Here is a 20713-nt window from a genome sequence, read left to right on the forward strand (position 1 = left end):
ATCAAGGGCGCAGCGGGCATTGTCCAGCGAGTCTCCCCGTGAGATACACTACTTAAGGTTGTTAAGACAGTGTTCCGATTTACTCCTGTGATGCCAGCTTTGCAGTCACGCTTGCTGGTTGAGTGACCCGGACTTTCTCCGCCCCCGCCAGTTGGATCAGGTTCGGCAGGTCATACACCTTGAGTGCACCGTGTACCGTGTTAATCAACTGATTCTGCGTCTCCGGTGTTTTCACGACGTCCCCCCAGGATGCGATCATCTGGCTCAGGTTGACTTTTGAGAACAGTCCCGGTTCGAGAGCAGCTGCATGCAACGCCGAAACCGAAGTTTCACCAATGGCCGTCAACACAACCGGCTGCGATTTTTTCTCTGACTGATAATCCGACAGGAACCGGGCCGCCACCAGAACGTCTTCTGCTCGCAGTTTAACCATCGACTCGCCCAGCAGATACGCGAGCGCACACTCATGATAGTTCGGCCCCAGCAGGCCATGCGACCAGCCAATCCGTCGATTATTCAGCCGCGAAGTTTCACCAATACAACGCACATCCACAGCGAGAACGACATCCCCTTGCTTCACCAGTCGCTCAATCCCAGCCCCAGCGTCCGCTTCCAGATGTTTGCCGCCACCATGCAGATATAATACGAGTGCTCCCTTGCGCGTCTCGGGCAGAAACAGCAGCGCCGGCAAAGGCACACCGTGATCGGGTGTGATAATCAGTTTCTGAATCTGATAATCCTCCCGCGATATTTTACCCGCTTCCTCGATCTCAGGTCGTGGCAGTGAATCGAGGGGCAGGATCCCGGAAACCTCACGCACTTTTTCTCGCGCGACGCTTAAGTCTGTTGAATTCCAGAGTGCGGCACGTTCCTCCGCCAGACCCTGATTCAATTCATCATTGACGGCAAACAGCGAACGCTCGCCCGCGTCGAGTAAAATCTGCCCCGATTGTGAACACTGCAGTTCTTCGTCCGTAAAGACCGGCTGATCTTCGACCTCAAAGATCGGATTCTCTTTGTTCAACAGCCAGCGGTTCATCCAGCGTGCCGAACCTTCCCGCAGTTTGATGGTGAATCCATGTGGGGCATCGGCCTCGATAATATCCACCCGCTCCGCATACCCCATCCGTGTATAGAAGCGTTTGGCTTCGCGGAACAGTTCCCATGTCCCGTCAATTTTGAATGTACTGTCGAGTGTGCCGGCACAGATCAGTGTCGGTTTGGGAGCCCGCATCAGCGTATAGTCGGCGATGTCCATTCCATAGGCAAGCTGGCCGAAAATGTTCTGTTCCCCGTCCTGCGGACCATTAAAATCGATGAGATAACGATACATGGTGGAATAGCAGACCGGTGCTGCAGCCTGCACACGATCATCAAGCGCCATGATGTAACTCGTCAGAGTTCCTCCCCCGGAATTCCCGGTACAGCCAATTCGTTTAGCATCAATCTCCGGACGGCTCACCAGGTAATCAATACTCCGCATCCCGTCCCAGATCCGATAGCGGGCCGCATTACTCCCTAATGGAATGGAACTGACCGAAAATAGCGTATGCTCGGCAGTGCAGTAGTACTGCACACGCGGATGAGGCGGTCGATAGCGACTCCCTCCTTGAAAGAATTCGTTCGGCTGTTCGGACAGCACCTGATACCGTTCTCCCTGACCAATGGGATCGTAGCACAGCGCCGCCATTCCGTTTTTCGCCAGCAGGATACAGGCCCGCTGATACGCGGCGGAAGCCTTGCCGTTATGACTGTGCCCACAGGGAACCAGGACACCCGGATACGGGGGCGGCGTGGTGGGCAGATACAAATTCGCCGTCACATGATGCCCGGGCCAGCTTTCGTAAATCACATTCTCAACCCGAAATCCGTCCCCCTTCAGCTTTCCGATCACGCGAGGGTTGAGAGGCGTCCGTTCCGGAAACCCGCCGATCTGCGTCCGGAAGAAATCTTTCAGCCGCTTCTGATAGGCTTCGCAGTCGGCAGGCGTTTTGATGTTCTCGTAGGTCTCTTTACGTTTCGCGAACGCTTCATGCGCCCGTTTTTGCAGAGCCTGATACACCAGACCAGATTCGGCTGCTGCACCTTCCAGAGCGGGAAGCACAGTTAAATCTTCCGCCGCATTAGCAATCGGAGAAACAACAGACAGAAAGCCAAACAAAGTCAACAAAAGCAGGCGATTCATAGCAGCGACCTCATGAGCGGGAATGCGGGCAGGAGATTAAACAGCGGCAGGATCATCTGGCGGCCAGATAATTAAATGTTCTTAATTATCATACCTGCTCGCTTGCCCGGACTCAATCAAAGATCGTTTATTGAAGCAGTTTTCTATTCTCCAGCCGTAATCTCATGACTCAAACAGTGAAGCGTGCCCAGCCCCCAGACCAGGTCGACGGCATGAATGCCGATCACGCGGCGGTCGGAAAACTGCTTACTGAGAATGTCCAAAGCTAATGAGTCATTCGAATCATTAAACGTCGGCACCAGCACACAGCCGTTTGTTACCAGAAAATTCACGTAGCTGGCAGGCAAACGTAAATCTTCAAAGTCGAGACGGCCCGGCATAGGCATTTCTACAACTTTCAGTTTGTTACCATCTTCCAGGCGCACACTTTTCAGGCGCTCCCGATTCTGTGCCAGGCGACGATGATTGACATCTTTTGTGTTCGACTCAACGCAGGCAACGACAGTGGTGGGATTCACGAAACGGCAGATGTCATCCACGTGGCCGTGCGTGTCGTCCCCTGCGATGCCATCCCCGAGCCAGATCACATTTGATACACCCAGATACTCTGCAAAGACGGCGGCATAGTCTTCTTTCGTGAAGCCGGGGTTACGCACCTGGGTTTTCTGGTCGAGCAGACATTCCTCGGTCGTGATCAGAGTCCCCCGTCCGTTAACTTCGATGGCGCCCCCCTCCAGAACCACCGGACGTCCCTGGTAACAGACCTCCGTTACAGGAACCTTGAGCGATTTCGCAACCGCGGGCGGTACCTGCCAGTCCAGTCGATGATTGGGATATTTCGCCCAGCCATTAAAGCGGAACTGTAGTGCTTCCCGTTTGCCGTCACTCCGCTGCACAATAATCGGTCCCGAATCGCGCATCCAGCTGCGGTTCGTATTCTGCAGAATATATTTGACCTGCCCGGTATTGGCGTGCGCCTGCTGCAGCATGGTATCGACCTTCTGCTGCAGTTCCTCATTTTTGACAACCAGCAGGACGCGTTCAAACTCGGCCACCTTGCGAATGATTTCGATGAACGCCCACTTGATGACTTCGTACTTACCGGGCCAGTCATTGCCATTATGTGGGAAACAGAGCAATGTTGCCTGCTGCGGCTCCCATTCAGCGGGCAGTCTGCGTGTGATCTCACTCATTGAGAGATATCGTCATGATAGAGTTTCAGAATGTTACCATACGCGTCGATGCGACGGTCGCGGAGGAAGGGCCAGTTCTGGCGGACCTCTGCCATCTCATCCAGGTTGACCTCTGCGATCAGAATTTCTTCCTGGTCGTGCGATGCCTGGGCAATGATATCTCCCTGTGGTCCACAGATGAAGGATGCCCCCCAGAATTCCAGCCCCGGCTGCTCGGGTTCGGGCTGTTCAAAGCCAACCCGGTTGACGGCGGCGACGAAAGTGCCATTGGCAATCGCGTGACTCCGCTGAATCGTCATCCAGGAATCGTGCTGCTTCACGCCATACTCGGCTTTTTCATGGGGATGCCAGCCGATGGCGGTCGGGTAGACCAGCACATTTGCACCGCTTAACGCAGTAATCCGCGCTCCTTCCGGGAACCACTGATCCCAGCAGATCAGGGTGCCGATTTTGCCGAAGCGGGTTTGAATGGCTTTGAAACCCAGGTCGCCGGGCGTGAAATAAAACTTTTCATAGAAGCAGGGATCGTCGGGAATATGCATCTTGCGATACAGTCCCGCTTCACTGCCATCTGCGTCAATCACGTAAGCGCTATTATGATACAAGCCTTCGGCTCGTTTCTCGAAAAACGGCACAATGATCACCACGCCCAGTTCTTCCGCCAGCTTGCTGAAAGCGGTGAACGACTTGTCGTACAGCGGTTCGGCAAATTCGAAGTACTTGGTCGTCTCTTTCTGACAAAAGTAGAACGAACTGTAGAGCTCCGGCAGACAGATAACCTGTCCCCCTTCTCCGGCGGCGGTACGGACCCAGTCGAGGCACTTGATCAGATTCTCATCGGGAGTCCCGTTTAATGAGACCTGCACCAGAGCGATATTAAATTGACGCGACATAAAGGAAACATTCCAGAAACATGAATAAACTGTGAAGACCTGTTTCAGCAACCAGAGTTTTGATCATTCACTCGGTGATGTTATGTACGAAATCTGAAAGTGAGTTGCAAGTCGTGCATCCCCCACTTCCACCGTTTCCCGGCAATTATAGGACAGTCATCGCTGCTCAAACTCCAGCTTACTGGAATCCGTCCAGTTTCTTAAGAGTAACATCGACAGACTCACCACTTTTCCACTATTCTATGCCTGAAACAGGAAGTGCCTTTCAGATCAGGTTTTCCGTATCACTTCCTCACCCACGACTCTTCACATCGGGATAGAATTTGACATGAATACAGGACGTACGACAGAAGAATTTTCGATCGAGAAACGCGGCACCCTGCTGGTGGAAGACCCCCTGTTGAATAAAGGAACTGCTTTTACGACCGAGGAGCGAATCCAGCACGGATTACTCGGGCTCCTGCCACCGCATGTGGATACTCTCGAAGAACAGGTCGAACGCGCTTACGAAGCCTTCTGCGACTTCAAGGAACCGATTAACAAACATATTTATCTCCGACAGCTCCAGGACGAAAACGAAACTCTCTTCTATCGTCTGATGCTGGGTCATATCACAGAGATGATGCCAATCGTTTATACGCCCATTGTGGGTCTGGCGTGTGAACGTTTCAGCCATATTTATCGACGTCCCCGTGGAATTTTCATCTCCTACCCGGAACGTGATTCCATGGATGCGATTCTGGAAAATGTCGAACGGGACATTGATGTCATCGTGGTCACAGATGGCGAGCGGATCCTGGGTCTGGGCGACCAGGGTGTTGGTGGCATGGGCATTCCAATCGGCAAATTATCCCTGTACACCCTGTGTGGCGGTGTTGCCCCCGCGAAAACACTGCCGATCGTGCTGGATCTGGGTACCAATAATCAGGAACGCCTGGACGATCCCCGTTACATCGGCTGGCGGGAAAATCGCATCAAAGGGGAAGAGTACGACGAATTCATTGATCTGTTTGTGACGGCTGTCAAAAAACGTTTCCCGCATGTTTTGCTGCAATGGGAAGACTTCGCTTCCGTCGACGCCGAACGGATTATCGACCGCTACCGGGATGACCTGTGTACATTTAACGACGACATTCAAGGCACCGCTGCCGTCACCACGGGCACAATTCTCGCCGCGATCGCTGCCGGAGGGGGAGAATTAAAAGATCAGAACATTGTGATGCTGGGTGCAGGCTCGGCCGGAGTCGGCATCTGTCTGCAGTTGAAACAGACGATGATGGCAGCAGGCATGAGCGAACCGGAGGCCCGTTCCCATTTTTATGTAATCGACCGCGACGGGCTGCTGCATTCCGGACGCACGGATCTTGATGAACTGCATCAGCAGTTGGCACAGCCCGCTGAAAACCTGAAAAACTGGGACTGTGATACGACGGGGGCCATCTCGTTTGCTGATGTGGTCCGCAATGGAAAGCCGGGTGTACTGATCGGTGCAACCGGGCAGGCGGGCGCCTTCTCAGAACCCATCATTCGCGAAATGGCAGCGCATGTCGAACATCCGGTCATCTTTCCGCTCTCCAATCCAACCTCACGGGCAGAAGCCACACCTGCGGATTTGCTGGAATGGACCCATGGTAAAGCTGTGATTGCTACCGGCAGCCCGTTTGATCCCGTAGACCACAACGGCGTCACGCATACGATCGCACAATGCAATAACAGCTATATCTTCCCGGCGATGGGGCTGGGCATCCTCGCGTCGCGGTCCCGCCGCGTCACCGATGCGATGTTCATTGCCGCCGCGGAGGCCTTGAAGGAAACTTCCCCCGCGCTCAAGGACCGGACAGCGTCTCTGCTCCCCTCGCTGACGATCATCCGTGATGTCAGTCGCAAAATAGCCCATGCGGTCGCATTAGCCGCCATTGCAGACGGCGTTGCCGACTCGATCACGGAAGCTGAAATCGACCAGCGAATTGAAGAAACCATGTGGCAACCTGAATATTAAAGCTTCCGCACTGCGTACTCCAGGCTGAATTACACTTATCAATAGAAGGAACTTTGATGTCTGATAACAGTACTACCGTCGGTTCTTACCTGGCTTCCCGTCTGGAAGAAATTGGAATGAAGCACTATTTCGCTGTCCCCGGCGACTACAACCTGGTGCTGCTGGACAAGCTGCTGGAAAATAAAAATCTGGAGATGATCTCCTGCTGCAACGAATTGAATGCCGGTTACGCGGCAGACGGATACTGTCGCGCCACCGGCGGTGCCAGTGCGGTCTTCGTGACTTTTAGTGTCGGTGGTTTAAGCCTGCTCAACGCCGTTGCGGGCGCCTATGCAGAAGACCTGCCACTCATTGCTGTCTCGGGCGGACCGAATACCAATTCGGAAGCCGAATTTGAGATGCTGCACCATACGCTGGGTCTGCTGGACTACGATTATCAACGCGACATCTTTTCCAAAGTGACCGCGGAAGCAGTGACGATCCATGATCCCCGCGAAGCGCCGACGCAGATTGATCATGCAATCCAGACCGCCCTCCGCTTCCGTAAACCCGTCTATATTGAAATTGCGTGTAATATCGCAGATGCAGTCACTTCCGCTCCTAATGTCCGTTCGTTCGGTGGCCCGACTGCCAGTGATCCACTGTCGTTGAACGCCGCCGTCGATCGAGCCGTAGAACTACTGAGTGCCGCGTCGAAACCGGTCCTGGTAGCAGGCGTCAAGCTCCGGTCGTTTGGTGCGGAAGCCAACTTCCAGAAACTGGCTGATGCCTGTGGTTATGCCATCGCCAGCATGCCCAATGCGAAAGGATTCTTCAACGAACAGCATTCCCATTACATGGGTATTTACTGGGGCCCCGTGGGCACACCCGGTTGTGGTGAGATTGTCGATTCTTCTGATCTCTGCCTGTTCGCGGGTGGTACTTTTACCGACTATACCACCACCGGACATGCGGCCCTCATCAATCCATCTAAGGTCATTCAGGCCCGCCCGAACAGTGTGGTCTTTCCCAATCAGACCTTCAGCAACGTTAAACTCACCGAATTCCTGGAAATGCTGGCAAAGAAATTGAAACCCAATGACGGGTCGATGATCGCCTACAATCGAATCAAGGAAGAAATCGCTCCTCTGCGCCCCGGCACTCCTGAAACAGAGCTCTCCACGCGACAACTGTTCTCGCGTATTCAACAGATGCTGGGCCCCGATTCCGCAGTGATTGCCGAGACTGGCGATTCCTGGTTCAATGGCATGCAGTTGGATCTGCCCGAAGGTGCGCGGTTTGAAGTACAGATGCAGTACGGTTCGATCGGCTGGTCTGTGGGAGCCACTCTGGGCTTTTGTGTCGGTGCGCCCGATCGGCGACCGATTGCCCTGATTGGGGATGGCTCGTTTCAACTGACGGCTCAGGAAGTATCCACCATCATTCGTTACGGTTTGAAACCGATCATCTTCCTCATCAATAATGGCGGCTATACTATTGAAGTGGAAATCCATGACGGCCCCTATAATACCATCAAGAACTGGAACTATGCCGAGCTGGTGCATGTCTTCAATGCGGAAGACGGTAATGGTTTCAGCTGTAAGGCCCGTACAGAAGGCGAACTGGATGAAGCCATCAAACAGGCGACCGCACACGATGGTCCGGCTCTGATTGATGTCCTCATACATCGGGATGATTGCAGTAAAAATCTTCTGGTCTGGGGAGGCCACGTGGCGAAAAATAATGGGCGACCACCGCGTTTTCATTAAACGCTCCCTGCCGAAAAACGATTTCGCTCGAGTCAATTTGATCTTTCGCTGTAATATTGGATCGTTAATCGATGGAAGAAACCTGTGAATTGCCGGACGGCAAGCTGATTCTGAGAACCCTGGCCATGCCGGCAGACACCAATGCCAATGGTGATATTTTTGGTGGCTGGATTATGTCTCAAATGGATATCGCCGGCGGTATCCTTTCCAAGGAGGTCTCAGGAACCCGCACGGTGACGATTGCGGTTGAGTCGATGAAATTCATTCGTCCAGTCAAGGTTGGCGATGTTGTGAGTTGCTATGGAACGGTCGAACGCATTGGCAATACTTCTATCACCCTGCAACTCGAAGTCTGGGTGGAACCGGTCCTGCGGCATGAAGATTCGAAATGCCCCTACTTCAAAGTTACCGAAGCGGCCTTTACTTATGTCGCCATTGATCACCAGGGAAATAAAACGCCGATTGTCAAACGGGGGTGTTGAACGACAATACTGCTTTTCCAGCAAAACCAGGGAACCTTGCCTGCTTCCTGTTCCACTTGTGGTTTGCCGGGTACAATTGATGCAGTTCCTGAAGCCGTTTTGATTTTTTGGATTTACATTCGAAACAGCTGGAATCTCCGTTGGTTGTGCAATCATTCCGGTATCCGTGTTGACTGTGAAAGGACCAGAGGCCCATGAAGAAAGTGGCGATTATTGGAGGTGGTTTCAGTGGAACTATGGCGGCGGTCAATCTGGCCCGCTTAAGCAGCGGCCCGCTCTGTATTCAACTGATCAACGATAAATATCCACTCGGTCGTGGTGTCGCTTATGGGACCCGCCGCGAAGAACATCTGCTGAATGTCGCCGCACGAAACATGTCAGCCGTTCCCGATCATGCAAATCACTTTCTGGACTGGCTCCGTACCCGGGTTGACTACAGTGACCTGCCCGATCCCCAGCTCCGCGAAACCTATGTCCCACGTCGCATTTATGGAGATTATCTGCGCAGCATCCTCGCCACTTATATGCAACCGATCGACAGCCATCATCCTGCGGAAATCCAGGTCATCGAACAGGAAGCGATCGACATTGAATTTAACTTTGAAGGCACCGCAGAGATTTCGCTCAAAGATGGCTCCACCATCGAAGCTGACCGCGTTCTGCTGGCAACGGGAAATCAGCCACCCTGTCCGCTGGCGGAAGATGCATTCACTCATCATGGTTACTGCGCTGAACCCTGGACCAACTGGATGGAAAAAATCCCCGGTCCGGCTGAGAACATTATTGTCATGGGAACCGGTCTCTCTATGATTGACGTCTTTCTGACACTCAGCGAACAGGACTGGCAGGGACACTTGATCGCGATTTCCCATAACGGGATGATACCCCAGGCGCATTTTCGTGGCATCGAATATCCCGATTTTCTGCCCGAAGAACCCGAAAACCTGGGCCTGGAACATCTGGTGCAGTTGCTCGAAAAACATTGTCGTCAGCTGCAACGAATTGGTGAAAATCCGGGAATCGTCGTGGACCGCCTGCGACCTCATACGCAGAAGATCTGGCAGAAATTTGAACTCGCGGAAAAACAGGAATTCCTCAAACGGTATGCGGCCCGCTGGAACGTGATCCGACACCGTATCGCCCAACCAATTCACCAGCGCGTAACAGAAGCGATTACCGAAGGCCGACTGAGTGTCGTTCGAGGACGCATCACCGGACTGGAAGCAGACGGCGATCGCGTTTGCGTCAACGTACTGAATCGGGCGGGCGACTCACAACAGGTGAGTGGCGGTCTGGTGATTAACTGCACCGGACCCAAATCCGGTTTTTCAGATACCAGTGTCCCCCTGTTTCAGAATCTGCTGCAGCGCGGACTGATTCGACCGGATGAACTGGATATGGGCATCGATGTCGGAGCGGACTTCGCCACGATCGACGCGGAAGGCAATCCGTCCGAATTTCTGTTTGCCATCGGTCCGTTGATGAAAGGGACTCTCTGGGAAACAACGGCCGTCCCCGAACTGCGGGGCCAGGCAATGCGCGTTGCGCAGCTGCTGCTGGATGACGCCGACCTTGTCTCACCCGGACACGATTACCGCATCTCGGTCGAAGAAGAACACGTGATTGAATACTATATTTAATCCCCGAACGGATCTGGCAGGGAAGTTAACTGATTCTTCTTAGCCAGTACCACCACAGGATGATAGAGTGCTGCCGATCACTCCATCAGAGGATGTCTTGCGCATGCGTCTGCAAAATTGTCGCATTTTCAGCTCGTTTAGCGAATCCATGATTGAACACTGAGAACTTCTACGAAGTTCCTTTGAGAAACCAGACTGATCGAAAGGGGAAACGAGCATGTTACGCTGCATCTTGCTGGCGATACTCGCGACAATGGGGAGTTCCTGCCTGCAGGCGGGAGAAACAAGGACCTGGGAAGGGAAATGGAATAACCGCAAGTACAACACCACTGGTCCTTTGAAGTGTGTCGCGTCATCGGATGATAGTGGAAAATGGAAAGCGACCTTCACCGGATTATTTAAAGGTGATCCATTTAAATATGAAGCGACGTTTCAATCAAAGCCCATGGGCAAACAGCTCAATCTGTCGGGGGACGCTGTCATTCGCGGTCATCAGTATCAATGGACCGGCTCGATGAAAGGCAACATGCTCAACGGAAAATACAAATCGAACATCGGCTATTTTGGCGCGTTCGTCTTGAAAGAGAAAAAATAGCAGTTCGAACCTGACTGACGGGGGGATCAGTGTTACTCACTCTCTGCGGCAATGTGTTCTTTGATCCGCTGTAGATTGGTCAGTCCGGTCGGCTTTCCTACTTTCATGATGAACTTGACCAGTAACCAGCCCCAGAAAGGAATCTGTCGTTCGAACTTAATCCGTTCAATGACCCGTGTGTATCTACCCAGAGGCTCAATTTCATACTCGACAGTCATATGCTCCGTGCGATTCTGTTCGGGATTGGTCTGCACCACGATGTTACAGGTGACTTTGAATGGGTCATCATCTTCGGGAACCATGCCGGCGAAATCAATCGTCTTTCCTTTGAAAACCAGCTCACCAATGCATTTATCACCTTCGACTGAAATCGATCGAATCTTTTCATTGATCTTCGGCCAGTTTTCCAGATCGCTCAACCAGTTGTGAATCTGATCAGGAGGCGCTTCCAGTTTTGTTTTTTCGGTCAGTTCCAGTTGCATCGCATCATTTTCTTTGAGATAAGTTACAAAACAATCTCTGCAAAGTATGCGGGCTTTCGAAATTTGCTGCAAGAGCGATTTGACCTGACGATAATAAACAGCCGCCTCAAGGCAGCACATTCAGGTTAAGCTGGTTCTCTCCCTCTGCTGTGATTTCGGCGATCAAAGTAGTCGTATTACGTTGAGAATATTTGACAGGAATTCGAGGCGTCTTTTGTGGAACCGCTGTGCCATCAGGACTTCCATGTGACACCTGGATCACCACTTTATGCTCTCCCGGTATTGCACCATCTCCTGATTCATAAGTGGATAAATGAAATGCGCCATCATCGCCTATCATACCGACAGCATGTTTACCGCCAGATACAGGAAAAAACATAATATTGCCTGAAGTAAGTGGCTTTCCGTCGAAGGCAACGGTCCCCGTCACCCTGGCTGTGGGCAGACGGTCATCAGGCTGACCACAGCCGAAACAAAGCAGCATCCCCAGAGACAACAGCAGGCCTGATCGATTACTCATGACTGTTTCTTTCTCAAAAAGTGAAGACAACGTTAGCTACAGTTACTTGTTGAATCCACCAGTGGGCAATCCATCACTGGCATGTCCCAGTTGCTGATACAGGGTCAGGTCCATGTTCTCACTCAGAAAATGAACGCTGCCGTCTGCCAAAAGAAAATGAGCACCACCCGTGTGAAAACTTTGCGAAGCGGTCGTCTGTGGCCAGCCGATCGTCGGATATTGACAGGGGCTCGGCCCACATAGTAACGATGAACTGTTAATCGCTGCGGAAGTATGCACCGGGCTGTCACTGGGTACCCTGGCACTGAAGGGATTATAGCTGGGAGACATTTCACCAATCGCCAGTACATTTGATGCCCCATCAGTCAGGTCTCGAAACCGCATTACAAACGTTTGACGTCGACGAAACATTCCCCCCGGACCACTATCCGGATGCAGCCCGCATACTTCTCCATAAGTTGCTACTGCTGCGGTTGTATCGTAAGTACTGCCAGCAATATCACAGACATTAGTAGAAGTCAGAGCGCCACTGGCACCGGTTGCGTTTCCAGGAAAACACCAGTTGACATGTAAGTCTCTTTTCACCGCAGGAGTCGGGTCACTGGGACAGAGGTAAACGGGGATAATATTCTGACACAGCGCCAGATGAGCGGGATCAGTAATCCTTAAACTCGAATTGAACTGATTGAACAGGGGTGCCTGATCAATATAAGGCAGCACTTTCATCCGCCAGCTGAACCCGTTGGGCAGATTAGGGTCAGCGCCATTGGAATTCGGCGGGAAGACATTAAACGCATCATGATAATTATGCAGCGCCAGACCGATCTGCTTCAGATTGTTCTTACACGTGGAACGACGGGCCGCCTCTCGCGCCTGTTGGACCGCTGGTAAAAGCAATGCGATCAAAATTGCGATAATGGCGATGACCACCAGCAATTCAATGAGTGTAAACGCACGACGTAGTCTTTTCGAACTCAGCATGATGGACCTCAATATGATTCTGGAATTGATAAAGCGAAACAAATCAAATGATTCGGTTGAGAACGCTGACGAGACCACAATTAACATTTTGGCACCAAAATATATTATATTGCCGGCAATGGCAAATATAATTCACTTTGGTGACAATATATTTCCAGAGTTTTTTACCAGTCTGATTTCAGATAAAGCCTGATCCCACCGATTATCCAGGGCACATCCTACCTGTAAACGGATATCATTAAATGAGTTAGGAACGTATCACAGCAACACACATCAACAGAGATTGTTGTGTTTCCGATCCGGCAGCTTTATAATCAGAGCCCGACAAGATCCATTTTCCTGATGAAACAAGTGAGGAGCGAGACCGATGACAGGAGTATTCAAGCGACGACAATGGTTGGCTGGTATTGTAAGCGTCTGTTGGTCTCTGCTATTGATCGGCAGCCTACAGGCAGCTGATTCTCCTCGGGGGAAAGTCCTCAAAGCGGGTGCCGCCACGAGTAATATCACTCCACCGCTTGGCGAGGCGATCATAGGCGGATTCGCCCCCTTCCCCGCGGAAAATGTACATGACGAACTGCATGCCCGTTGTCTTGTTCTGGATAATGGTGAAACACAAATTGCGTTTGTCATCTGCGACAACCTGGGCATCACTGACGATGTCTACCAGACTGCCCGCGAATATATCAAAGCGGAAACGGACCTGCCTCCCGAAAACATATTAATGGCGGCAACACACACGCATTCGGCGACTCGCGCCAGCAGTCCGAAATATCGAGACTTCCTTTCCCGCCGCATTGCCGACTGTGTCCGACGTGCCCTGGAGAAAACGGAACCAGCCCGGATCGGCTGGGGCGGCGTGGACGAACCCTCCGAAGTGTTTAACAGACGCTGGCACACCACGAATCCGGACTTCTGTAAAAACCCGTTTGGTGGCGTCGACCAGGTACGTATGAATCCGCCACGCGGGAATGCAGCACTCGTCAAGCCGGCTGGCCCCATTGATCCCGAAATCTCTTTCATCAGCGTGCAGTCTCTGGATGGTCGCCCGCTGGCGCTGCTGGCCAATTACTCACTACACTATGTCGGCGGGGTGAAAAAAGGAGAAATTTCGGCTGACTACTTTGGCATCTTCGCAGAAAAAATTGGATCGCTCATCGGTGCCAGCCCGGAAGAGGGTTCTTTTGTAGGCATGCTCTCGAACGGTACCAGTGGTGATATCAATAACATCAATTTCAGTAAGCCAGGACAACGCATGCAGGCTTACGAGAAAATGACACAGGTCGCAGACCTCGTGGCAAAACGCGTCTCGGAAGCATACAAAAATGTCAAATACCAGACCTGGGTCCCCCTGGGTTCAGCCAATGCAGAACTGACTTTGAAAGTCCGCAAACCGGATGCTGCGATGCAGGCCTACTTCAAAAAAGTACTGGCACAACCGGAAGATGCTCCGCAACATCATCGCTATGAACGGAACTATGCGGGTCGCGTCCAAAGGCTGCTCGAAGGACCGGATGAAGTCACCGTGAAATTACAGGCTCTCAGAATCGGCGATCTGACAGTTGCCGCCATTCCCTTTGAAACGTTCTGTGAGATCGGTCTGGAAATCAAAGACAAGGCGCCGTTTAAAGATGCTTTCACAATTGAACTGGCGAATGGCTATTACGGATATTTGCCTACACCAGCTCAACATAAGCTGGGGGGTTACGAAACCTGGATGGGAACGAATCGTGTTCAGTTGGATGCCTCTGACAAAATCCAGGCCGTATTATTTGAACTGATGAGCCAGCTCATTTCAGGTAATTAGATAAACCTGTCTTTACCTGCGGTTCCCCGAGCAGATCTAAACCCCTGAAAATTAGTTCCGAAATTGACCTGTTTCATCTCAAAGCAGATCTACTACAATGCCGAGACAGTCAGGCACATTTTGTTACGGGAACCGAATATGGGTAAACGACCGAAAAAGTTAATGTATGCGGGAGGTGGAATCTTAGCGCTGGGAATTATTCTGGGGCAGTACTTTGGCTTGACCCCCGGCATCAATTCCGGATCAGGAGAGGCTGAGAAGACAGCAGACCCGGCGGAGGAAGAATCACGGGCGATCATGGCGTCCAGCGAATCAGAAATCATCCCGATCTTGATTCAACCGGAACCGAAACAGGAAAAATCGCTCGCCGAACTTCCCGTGAAAGTTCTGGATATCCTGATTGATGATCGAAACTACCTGGTCAAAGCTGCCTCCCAGTCCAAAGACAAATACAGACCAGCAGAGATGAACGAGATCCTCACTCTCGCAAAGCAGGCTTCAGGTGATGCAGACGGCATCCATGTGCGTGTTTATCGAACGGGCTCTGCGCGGGTCGTGCCTGAAGACAGATTGAAAGAAGAGCTCGGCAATTCCGGTTTGCAACCGCACATGATCGACTGGAAAATTCACCTCATTGACTGAACGTCAATTTTTTTCAGGCGGCCTTCCCGCTCCACCAGCAGGCTGAAAGGGAACTTCCGAGAACCTACCAATTTGCGAAACTCCTCACTATTCTCAATTTTTTTGCCGTCAATCTCATAAATCCGGTCATTGATTTTCAGTTCCGCCAGAGCAGCAGGCGAAGATTCGACAAGATCGGATACCACAATGACAGTCGGATCGGCTTCGTCGGTCTGCCACTGAATTCCTAACTTGACCGGTTTTCCGGACAAATTTATCGGAAGTTCCAGAAGTTCTTTCTGTCCTTTGCGGCGAACCTGCAGGACAATTCGGTTGGCTGAATTCTGAATCAAGGCACCAAAACCCTGTTCCGCAATGGGAGACTTGCCATCAATTTTGACTATCTCATCACCCTCTTTGAGTCCTGCTTTTTTAGCCGGTGTATTGGCCATGACCTGCGTCAGTAGTAATTTTCCCTGTGAATAAATATCAGCATTCCAGGCAACCCCCAGTCGCGGAGGATCGCTGTTATCAATGTGTGCCTGCTGATCGATGCCAGACACAATATCCTGGTTGGCATTTCGAAATTCCAGCTTATCCGACTGCAATGCGAAATCGAGTGTCAACTGCGTTAACAACTGGGCACTTTTACGAGCGCCCTGATAATCAATTTTATGGGCGTCGTCTTCCGGACGATGATAATCTGCATGTTTGCCTGTGTGAAACATCAGGAAGGGAATCCCTTTCTGATAAAAGGGCCAGTGGTCACTGTCTGGTCGGATAGCTGAATCGAAATCAATTTTGAGATCGGTTTCTCGTTCATTGGATCGTACGGTACTGGAACGCAGTCCGTATGCGGAACGGGAACCAAATAGAGTCAGGGGTTTCTTTTGTAACCGTCCTACCATATCCAGATTGAGATAGAGGACGACCTGATCCAGAGGCACGGTCGGGTAATTTATCCAGTGGCGTGAACCCAGCAGCCCCATTTCTTCCGCATCCCAGAACATAAACAGAATCGATCGACGGGGAAGCTCTTTGTGTAACGACAGCGCTTCAATCACTTCGAGCAAGGCCGCGGTTCCACTGGCATTATCATCAGCACCATTATGGATCTGCCCGACGCCGCCTCGACTGTTAGATGGTTTCCCGTATCCTACATGATCGTAATGGGCACCGATGACCACATATTCTTTTTTCAATTCGGGATCATTTCCCGGAATCACGCCGATGATATTTCGAAAACCACTATCAAACTCCTGGAAGTAGCCTTCGTCAGCCATTCCCGCTTGAATCCCGTGTTTCTGAAGAAAGGTCCGGATATAAGTCCCCGCAGCCTGGCCTCCCTGTGAACCCGCCTCGCGACCTTCCAGAGAATCGCTGGCAAGAAAATCGATATGCGATTTCAACTCGTCGACTGTGATTGAATTTACGACTGCTTTATAAACAGCCGCGGAATTTGTCTCACCCTGAAGCCGTTCTCCGGTACTAATGATGAAGATTGCGAAACAGACCAGCATAATCCGCATCATATGAAACAGCCTATGATTACACTGAAAGAGAACAGGAGTCTCACCAGGGGGTAGATTCAATGGGGATTTCACTCTGAGAAATTTCTATGACAAAGGGCTGAAACAGACCGGTAGAACAACCTATTCTTACTCCACTACGCAGTTTCGTCTAGCAGAGTGTACATCAGTTATCGATTAAATGCTATCTCAGCAGTGATACAACGACTGGTATTGCATATATTTACGCATTTTCGATAAAACACAACCTGAGTGCCCCCGCGTATCAACCGGCAATTTTTGCTGCTAAGGGACGCTTAGGAAATGGTTTAGAGTAAGCTACTTTAAGTTGAGATGCAATTCTGATTTTTTAATAACGACAGGCAAGGAAGCCATGATACGTTCGTTCGCTCAAAATCTAGTCCGGTTTTCTCTCTCATTTTTGCAACAGAGAATGGGAGTCTCATTTCTTCTGGGATCGGTTTGCGGTCTGTACATTCTTTCCTGTGTTCAACGTTTTCAGAATCTGGTCAGTGACAGTCCGGAAGTGATGACGGGAATTGGTCTGGCAATTGTGATGGGTATCTGGCTCGGACTGCCACAGCGGGCCATCGTCTCGAGCGAAGACTCTGGTGCAGAAACAGTACCTCACCAGAAACGCATCCACTTTACGTTATTGATTCTTTCATTCTGGTCCATCTGTTATCCGTTTTTGCTGGCCCAGTTCAATCAGGTTCTGCATTGGGTCACGCTCACGCAGATGACAAACGTCGTATTTCTGACAGGTCTGATGACACTCTCTGCCATGACGCTGATCCTGCCTGTCGTGTTCTGGTCGACCCGCCTGTTCTGGTTTGCGACATTGACTGCAGGCGCTCGCAAAAATTCCCGCACGACTATAACTTCACAACTGGCCCGCTTCCTGACCGGTGTCAGTGTTTCATTAATTCTGTCAGCTTACTGGCTGGTTCCCGTATTCGGCTGGACCGGTACTTTACTGATTCCTCTCATTGCAACTTTGGCTTTCTGCTGCGTTCCCTGGATTGGTACACTCTGCAAGAGTTATCTTCCTGAATATTCACACTGGCTCAAACTGGATCTTTTCCAGACTGATACGCAATCCCATTCCGATTTCGAGGCGACTAAGCGAGCGGTTGCCCCTCCCCGTATTCCAATGGTAATCCGGGTCGGCTCCTATGTAATGAGTCTGGCAACCGGTATCCTGCTGGTTGTCGTCAGTCGGGTTCTGTTTCAACTTTACCCGGATTCACTCTATCTGAAAGTTACCATCTGGGCGGGATTTTTACTCGGAATCGCAGCGGCCTTTGCATTCCTGCAAGCACGAAAACCCGGAAAGCTCGCTCAGATGACTTCCAGCCTGTCTCTTGTGACAGCACTGACGGGCATCGGCTGTCTGGCGTTGTTCCCATTGCTGGTCTCCTGGATGCTGTATGCCAACGCCTATATTGAATACGCACTGCTGTTGTCGGTCATCCGTGGCGGCTTGACGGCGGCCCTCTTTTGCCTGTTGGGAACCTGCTGGGGTGGCTGGCTCAAACTCTCCAGTCCCACGCAGTATTCCAGAGTAGAGAACTCCACTATAACCACTCTGCCTGTCTGGCAGCCGCTCTGTCTGCTGGCCGGGATGTTTAGCTGTTTGTGGCTTATCGGTTCGGCTGTCATCGAGCTCAAAACCATCGCGGTTGTCACCAGCCTGGTACTGCTCAGTCTGGCGGTATTGGTCCGACTGACTCATTTCCGACTCCCGACGTCACGCTGGCGGGCCGCTGCAATGACCTGCGGTCTGGTCCTGCTCACGACGGGTCTGTTTTCTCACAATAATTATGATGTTCATCATTCTGCCAAGCTGTTGTTCTCGACAAACACTTTTACCGGATTACGCTATGGGTTGAAACCAGAGCTGCTGCCCCACCTGGATGAAGGGCGCTGCCTGTCAGAACTGGAAGGCCAGTACGGTACGTTTACCATCTGGTCTTATCGGGAAAATCAGATTCAGATTCGCAGAAGCGGTCTGCCTTTCGGCGTCACCAGCGTAGATGCCGGATTATGCCCGCATACCACCGGGGAACTGATGCCGTTTGTGATTCCCGTTGTTTTGCATGAGCGTCCTGCAGATGTGCTGTTCCTGGGACTCGGTGCCGGCGTGGGCGTCAATTCCAGCCTCGACTTCCCCGTGCAACATGTAACCTGCCTGGAACCGGATCGAAGTCTCGTCAAATTGTACCACGAAGAGATTGCACCACGAAATGCAATCTCTGCCTTTGATTCAGAGCGGGTCGAGCTGGTTCAGATGCCAATCGCATTGGCAATGGCAGCTCGTACGGACACAGAAACACAGTATGACCTGATTATCAGTAACCCGGCCCATTCGGTTGTGACACAATCTCAGGCAGAGTACACAGCAGAATTTTATCGCAATGTTTCGCGACATCTGAATGCAGATGGAATTTTCTGTCAGCGATTTCAACACATCGATTTTGGTGCACAACCACTGCGTGTGATGGCACAGACCTTTCGGGCCGCGTTCCAGCAGGTTCTGGCAATTGAAATCGCCAACGGCGAAACTTTATTTCTAGGTACAAATTCAGCACAGGGTTTTATCAGGAACAACCTGATCGATCGAATTCAGGCGCCGCAGGTCAGACGCACGCTGGCACAGGTAGGCTGGGACTGGTCGGTCCTGTTGAATCTGGCAGCGTACTCGAATAAGGCACTCGCAGATATGACTGTCGATTTCAAAACCAGCGTCAATCACTCTTCAACCGGAAACTTCGCTTTCACTCTTCCTTACGAGATGATGCGCTGGGGAATGAAACAGGAAGAAATCCGGAAAATGGTTTCAGCAGAAATTCGCAGCGAAAATCCCGTCAAAGAATACCGCAGCAGCCGCCTGCTGAACTGGATGGAGGGCGAGAAGAACGACCCCATCATACTCAGACGACTTTCTGAAGTGACTGCACAAAACAGACTGATGGCCCGCTATCCCGATCAATACTGGAAGTATCGCAAACCTGCCAAAGATCAGATTACAGAAAATCCACGTTCACTCATCAAGCAGGTTGCTGCAGAAAATCTGCACAAAGAAGATTACATCCACGATGAAGACAAACGTCGCATGTTTTATTTCAAAGCACTTTCAGACGCGATGGAGAAAGCCAGCCCTACGGCCGATCAGATTGGTCGTGTGACAACATTTACTGCTACTTACGATCCGATGATCAGTTACTTCATGCATGACGAAGTCGCAGAGCTCTACAATAAATCAGATGATGCGCCGGACATCCTCGAATTCTCACATCGCCTGCACGCCATCAATTATGGTTCCGCCAATGACCGCTCCATTGTTTCCGTTGTACGGGCACTGGAGTTGGCAGCAACTGACCCCAGTCTGTTCCAGGAACCGGGACAGCAGTGGGACCACCTGAACGGGTTACTGCAGTCTTTGAAATATCGGTGGGACAACCGCTCCCAGGCACGACCTTTAACTTCAAAACAGGCTTTGCACGATATCGAACTTAGTATTTCCGGAATCGAACGCGCATTCGAAACCATGGACGAGATTCAGGCTCAGGCGAATGTCAGTGCGCAAGACTGGCAACTACGAAAAAAGGTCCTGGAACGCACACTGGTACGGCCATTGGAAACCTATCACGAACGGGTACTGCCTCATCACTACAAGAAATCCCGTGAAGAGCGAAAAAAACTGCTGGATGGTCTTAACCTGCCCTCTATCCCTTCGCTGTAAATGATTGACTCACCTGGCTTTATAGATCACCCTCACTTCCGTCTGAGCAATTATCGGATTCGTTGAATCTTTTTGTTTTCCGAACTGGTATACTGGGGTGGATGGTATCGAATCTCATTTCATTCAAAATCATTCCTTACCAACCCTGATCGGGAAATAAGTACACAAAATCACACGCTGTTTTTGTCTTTACCCCGGTCGAATTCCGCGTTTTCAACAGTATGAGAACGCGCCACCCTTTTAATACGAATCTCAACTCTACGGAAAAGGCATCGTATGAGAACCTCCTGCAC

The 20713-nt window shown here is 51.3% G+C and carries 15 protein-coding genes; 8 read left to right on the forward strand and 7 right to left on the reverse strand.

Features of this window, described 5'->3' with window-relative positions; translation table 11 throughout:
• Window positions 1-79: 79 nt before the first annotated feature.
• The 3 genes from Pan161_RS25030 to Pan161_RS25040 form a co-directional block, all read right to left on the reverse strand.
• Window positions 80-2185 (reverse strand): alpha/beta hydrolase, encoded by a 2106-nt coding sequence (locus Pan161_RS25030; RefSeq protein WP_145231457.1) that lies wholly within the window; start codon window positions 2183-2185, stop codon window positions 80-82.
• Between the two features lie 143 nt (window positions 2186-2328).
• Complete coding sequence (locus tag Pan161_RS25035; protein WP_145231458.1) at window positions 2329-3378, reverse strand: agmatine deiminase family protein; 1050 nt, start codon at window positions 3376-3378, stop codon at window positions 2329-2331.
• Window positions 3375-4271, reverse strand: a complete 897-nt coding sequence (locus tag Pan161_RS25040) for a carbon-nitrogen hydrolase (RefSeq protein WP_145231459.1) — start codon at window positions 4269-4271, stop codon at window positions 3375-3377. The genes Pan161_RS25035 and Pan161_RS25040 overlap by 4 nt, the downstream gene beginning before the upstream one ends.
• Window positions 4272-4599: 328 nt before the next feature.
• Between Pan161_RS25040 and Pan161_RS25045 the strand changes: the two genes are divergently transcribed.
• From Pan161_RS25045 to Pan161_RS25065, 5 genes are all read left to right on the forward strand, one after another.
• Window positions 4600-6270, forward strand: a complete 1671-nt coding sequence (locus Pan161_RS25045; RefSeq protein WP_145231460.1) for an NAD-dependent malic enzyme — start codon at window positions 4600-4602, stop codon at window positions 6268-6270.
• A gap of 56 nt (window positions 6271-6326) precedes the next feature.
• Window positions 6327-8018 carry a thiamine pyrophosphate-binding protein gene (locus Pan161_RS25050; RefSeq protein ID WP_145231461.1) on the forward strand — a complete coding sequence of 564 codons (1692 nt, stop codon included), beginning with the start codon at window positions 6327-6329 and terminating at the stop codon, window positions 8016-8018.
• 71 nt (window positions 8019-8089) lie between these two features.
• Entirely contained in the window at window positions 8090-8500 is a 411-nt protein-coding gene (gene yciA, locus Pan161_RS25055) for an acyl-CoA thioester hydrolase YciA (RefSeq protein ID WP_145231462.1), read from the forward strand.
• A gap of 194 nt (window positions 8501-8694) precedes the next feature.
• Window positions 8695-10140 carry an FAD/NAD(P)-binding protein gene (locus tag Pan161_RS25060; protein ID WP_145231463.1) on the forward strand — a complete coding sequence of 482 codons (1446 nt, stop codon included), beginning with the start codon at window positions 8695-8697 and terminating at the stop codon, window positions 10138-10140.
• 217 nt (window positions 10141-10357) lie between these two features.
• Window positions 10358-10735: a hypothetical protein gene (locus Pan161_RS25065; protein ID WP_145231464.1), complete on the forward strand. Its 378-nt coding sequence runs from the start codon at window positions 10358-10360 to the stop codon at window positions 10733-10735.
• Between the two features lie 32 nt (window positions 10736-10767).
• On the opposite strand, the gene Pan161_RS25070 is transcribed toward Pan161_RS25065, so the two are convergent.
• The 3 genes from Pan161_RS25070 to Pan161_RS25080 form a co-directional block, all read right to left on the reverse strand.
• Window positions 10768-11217, reverse strand: coding sequence for an SRPBCC family protein (locus Pan161_RS25070; RefSeq protein WP_197995508.1), 450 nt, complete (start codon window positions 11215-11217; stop codon window positions 10768-10770).
• Between the two features lie 106 nt (window positions 11218-11323).
• A complete protein-coding gene (locus Pan161_RS25075) occupies window positions 11324-11737 on the reverse strand; it encodes a hypothetical protein (protein WP_145231466.1) in 414 nt (137 codons plus the stop codon).
• A 42-nt stretch (window positions 11738-11779) separates the two neighbouring features.
• Window positions 11780-12718: a DUF1559 domain-containing protein gene (locus tag Pan161_RS25080; protein WP_145231467.1), complete on the reverse strand. Its 939-nt coding sequence runs from the start codon at window positions 12716-12718 to the stop codon at window positions 11780-11782.
• Window positions 12719-13085: 367 nt separating this feature from the next.
• Between Pan161_RS25080 and Pan161_RS25085 the strand changes: the two genes are divergently transcribed.
• Together Pan161_RS25085 and Pan161_RS25090 are read left to right on the forward strand one after the other, a co-directional pair.
• Window positions 13086-14525, forward strand: coding sequence for a hypothetical protein (locus tag Pan161_RS25085; protein WP_145231468.1), 1440 nt, complete (start codon window positions 13086-13088; stop codon window positions 14523-14525).
• A gap of 138 nt (window positions 14526-14663) precedes the next feature.
• Window positions 14664-15167 (forward strand): hypothetical protein, encoded by a 504-nt coding sequence (locus Pan161_RS25090; protein ID WP_145231469.1) that lies wholly within the window; start codon window positions 14664-14666, stop codon window positions 15165-15167.
• On the opposite strand, the gene Pan161_RS25095 is transcribed toward Pan161_RS25090, so the two are convergent.
• On the reverse strand, window positions 15152-16666 hold the full coding sequence (locus Pan161_RS25095; protein ID WP_197995509.1) for a M20/M25/M40 family metallo-hydrolase: 1515 nt from the start codon (window positions 16664-16666) through the stop codon (window positions 15152-15154). The two genes, Pan161_RS25090 and Pan161_RS25095, sit on opposite strands and share 16 nt — an antisense overlap.
• A gap of 382 nt (window positions 16667-17048) precedes the next feature.
• Here Pan161_RS25095 and Pan161_RS25100 point away from each other — a divergent pair, with 382 nt between their 5' ends.
• Window positions 17049-20420, forward strand: a complete 3372-nt coding sequence (locus Pan161_RS25100) for a spermine/spermidine synthase domain-containing protein (protein WP_145231471.1) — start codon at window positions 17049-17051, stop codon at window positions 20418-20420.
• Window positions 20421-20713 lie beyond the last annotated feature (293 nt).

The organism is Gimesia algae (assembly GCF_007746795.1).
GTDB classification, from domain to species: domain Bacteria; phylum Planctomycetota; class Planctomycetia; order Planctomycetales; family Planctomycetaceae; genus Gimesia; species Gimesia algae.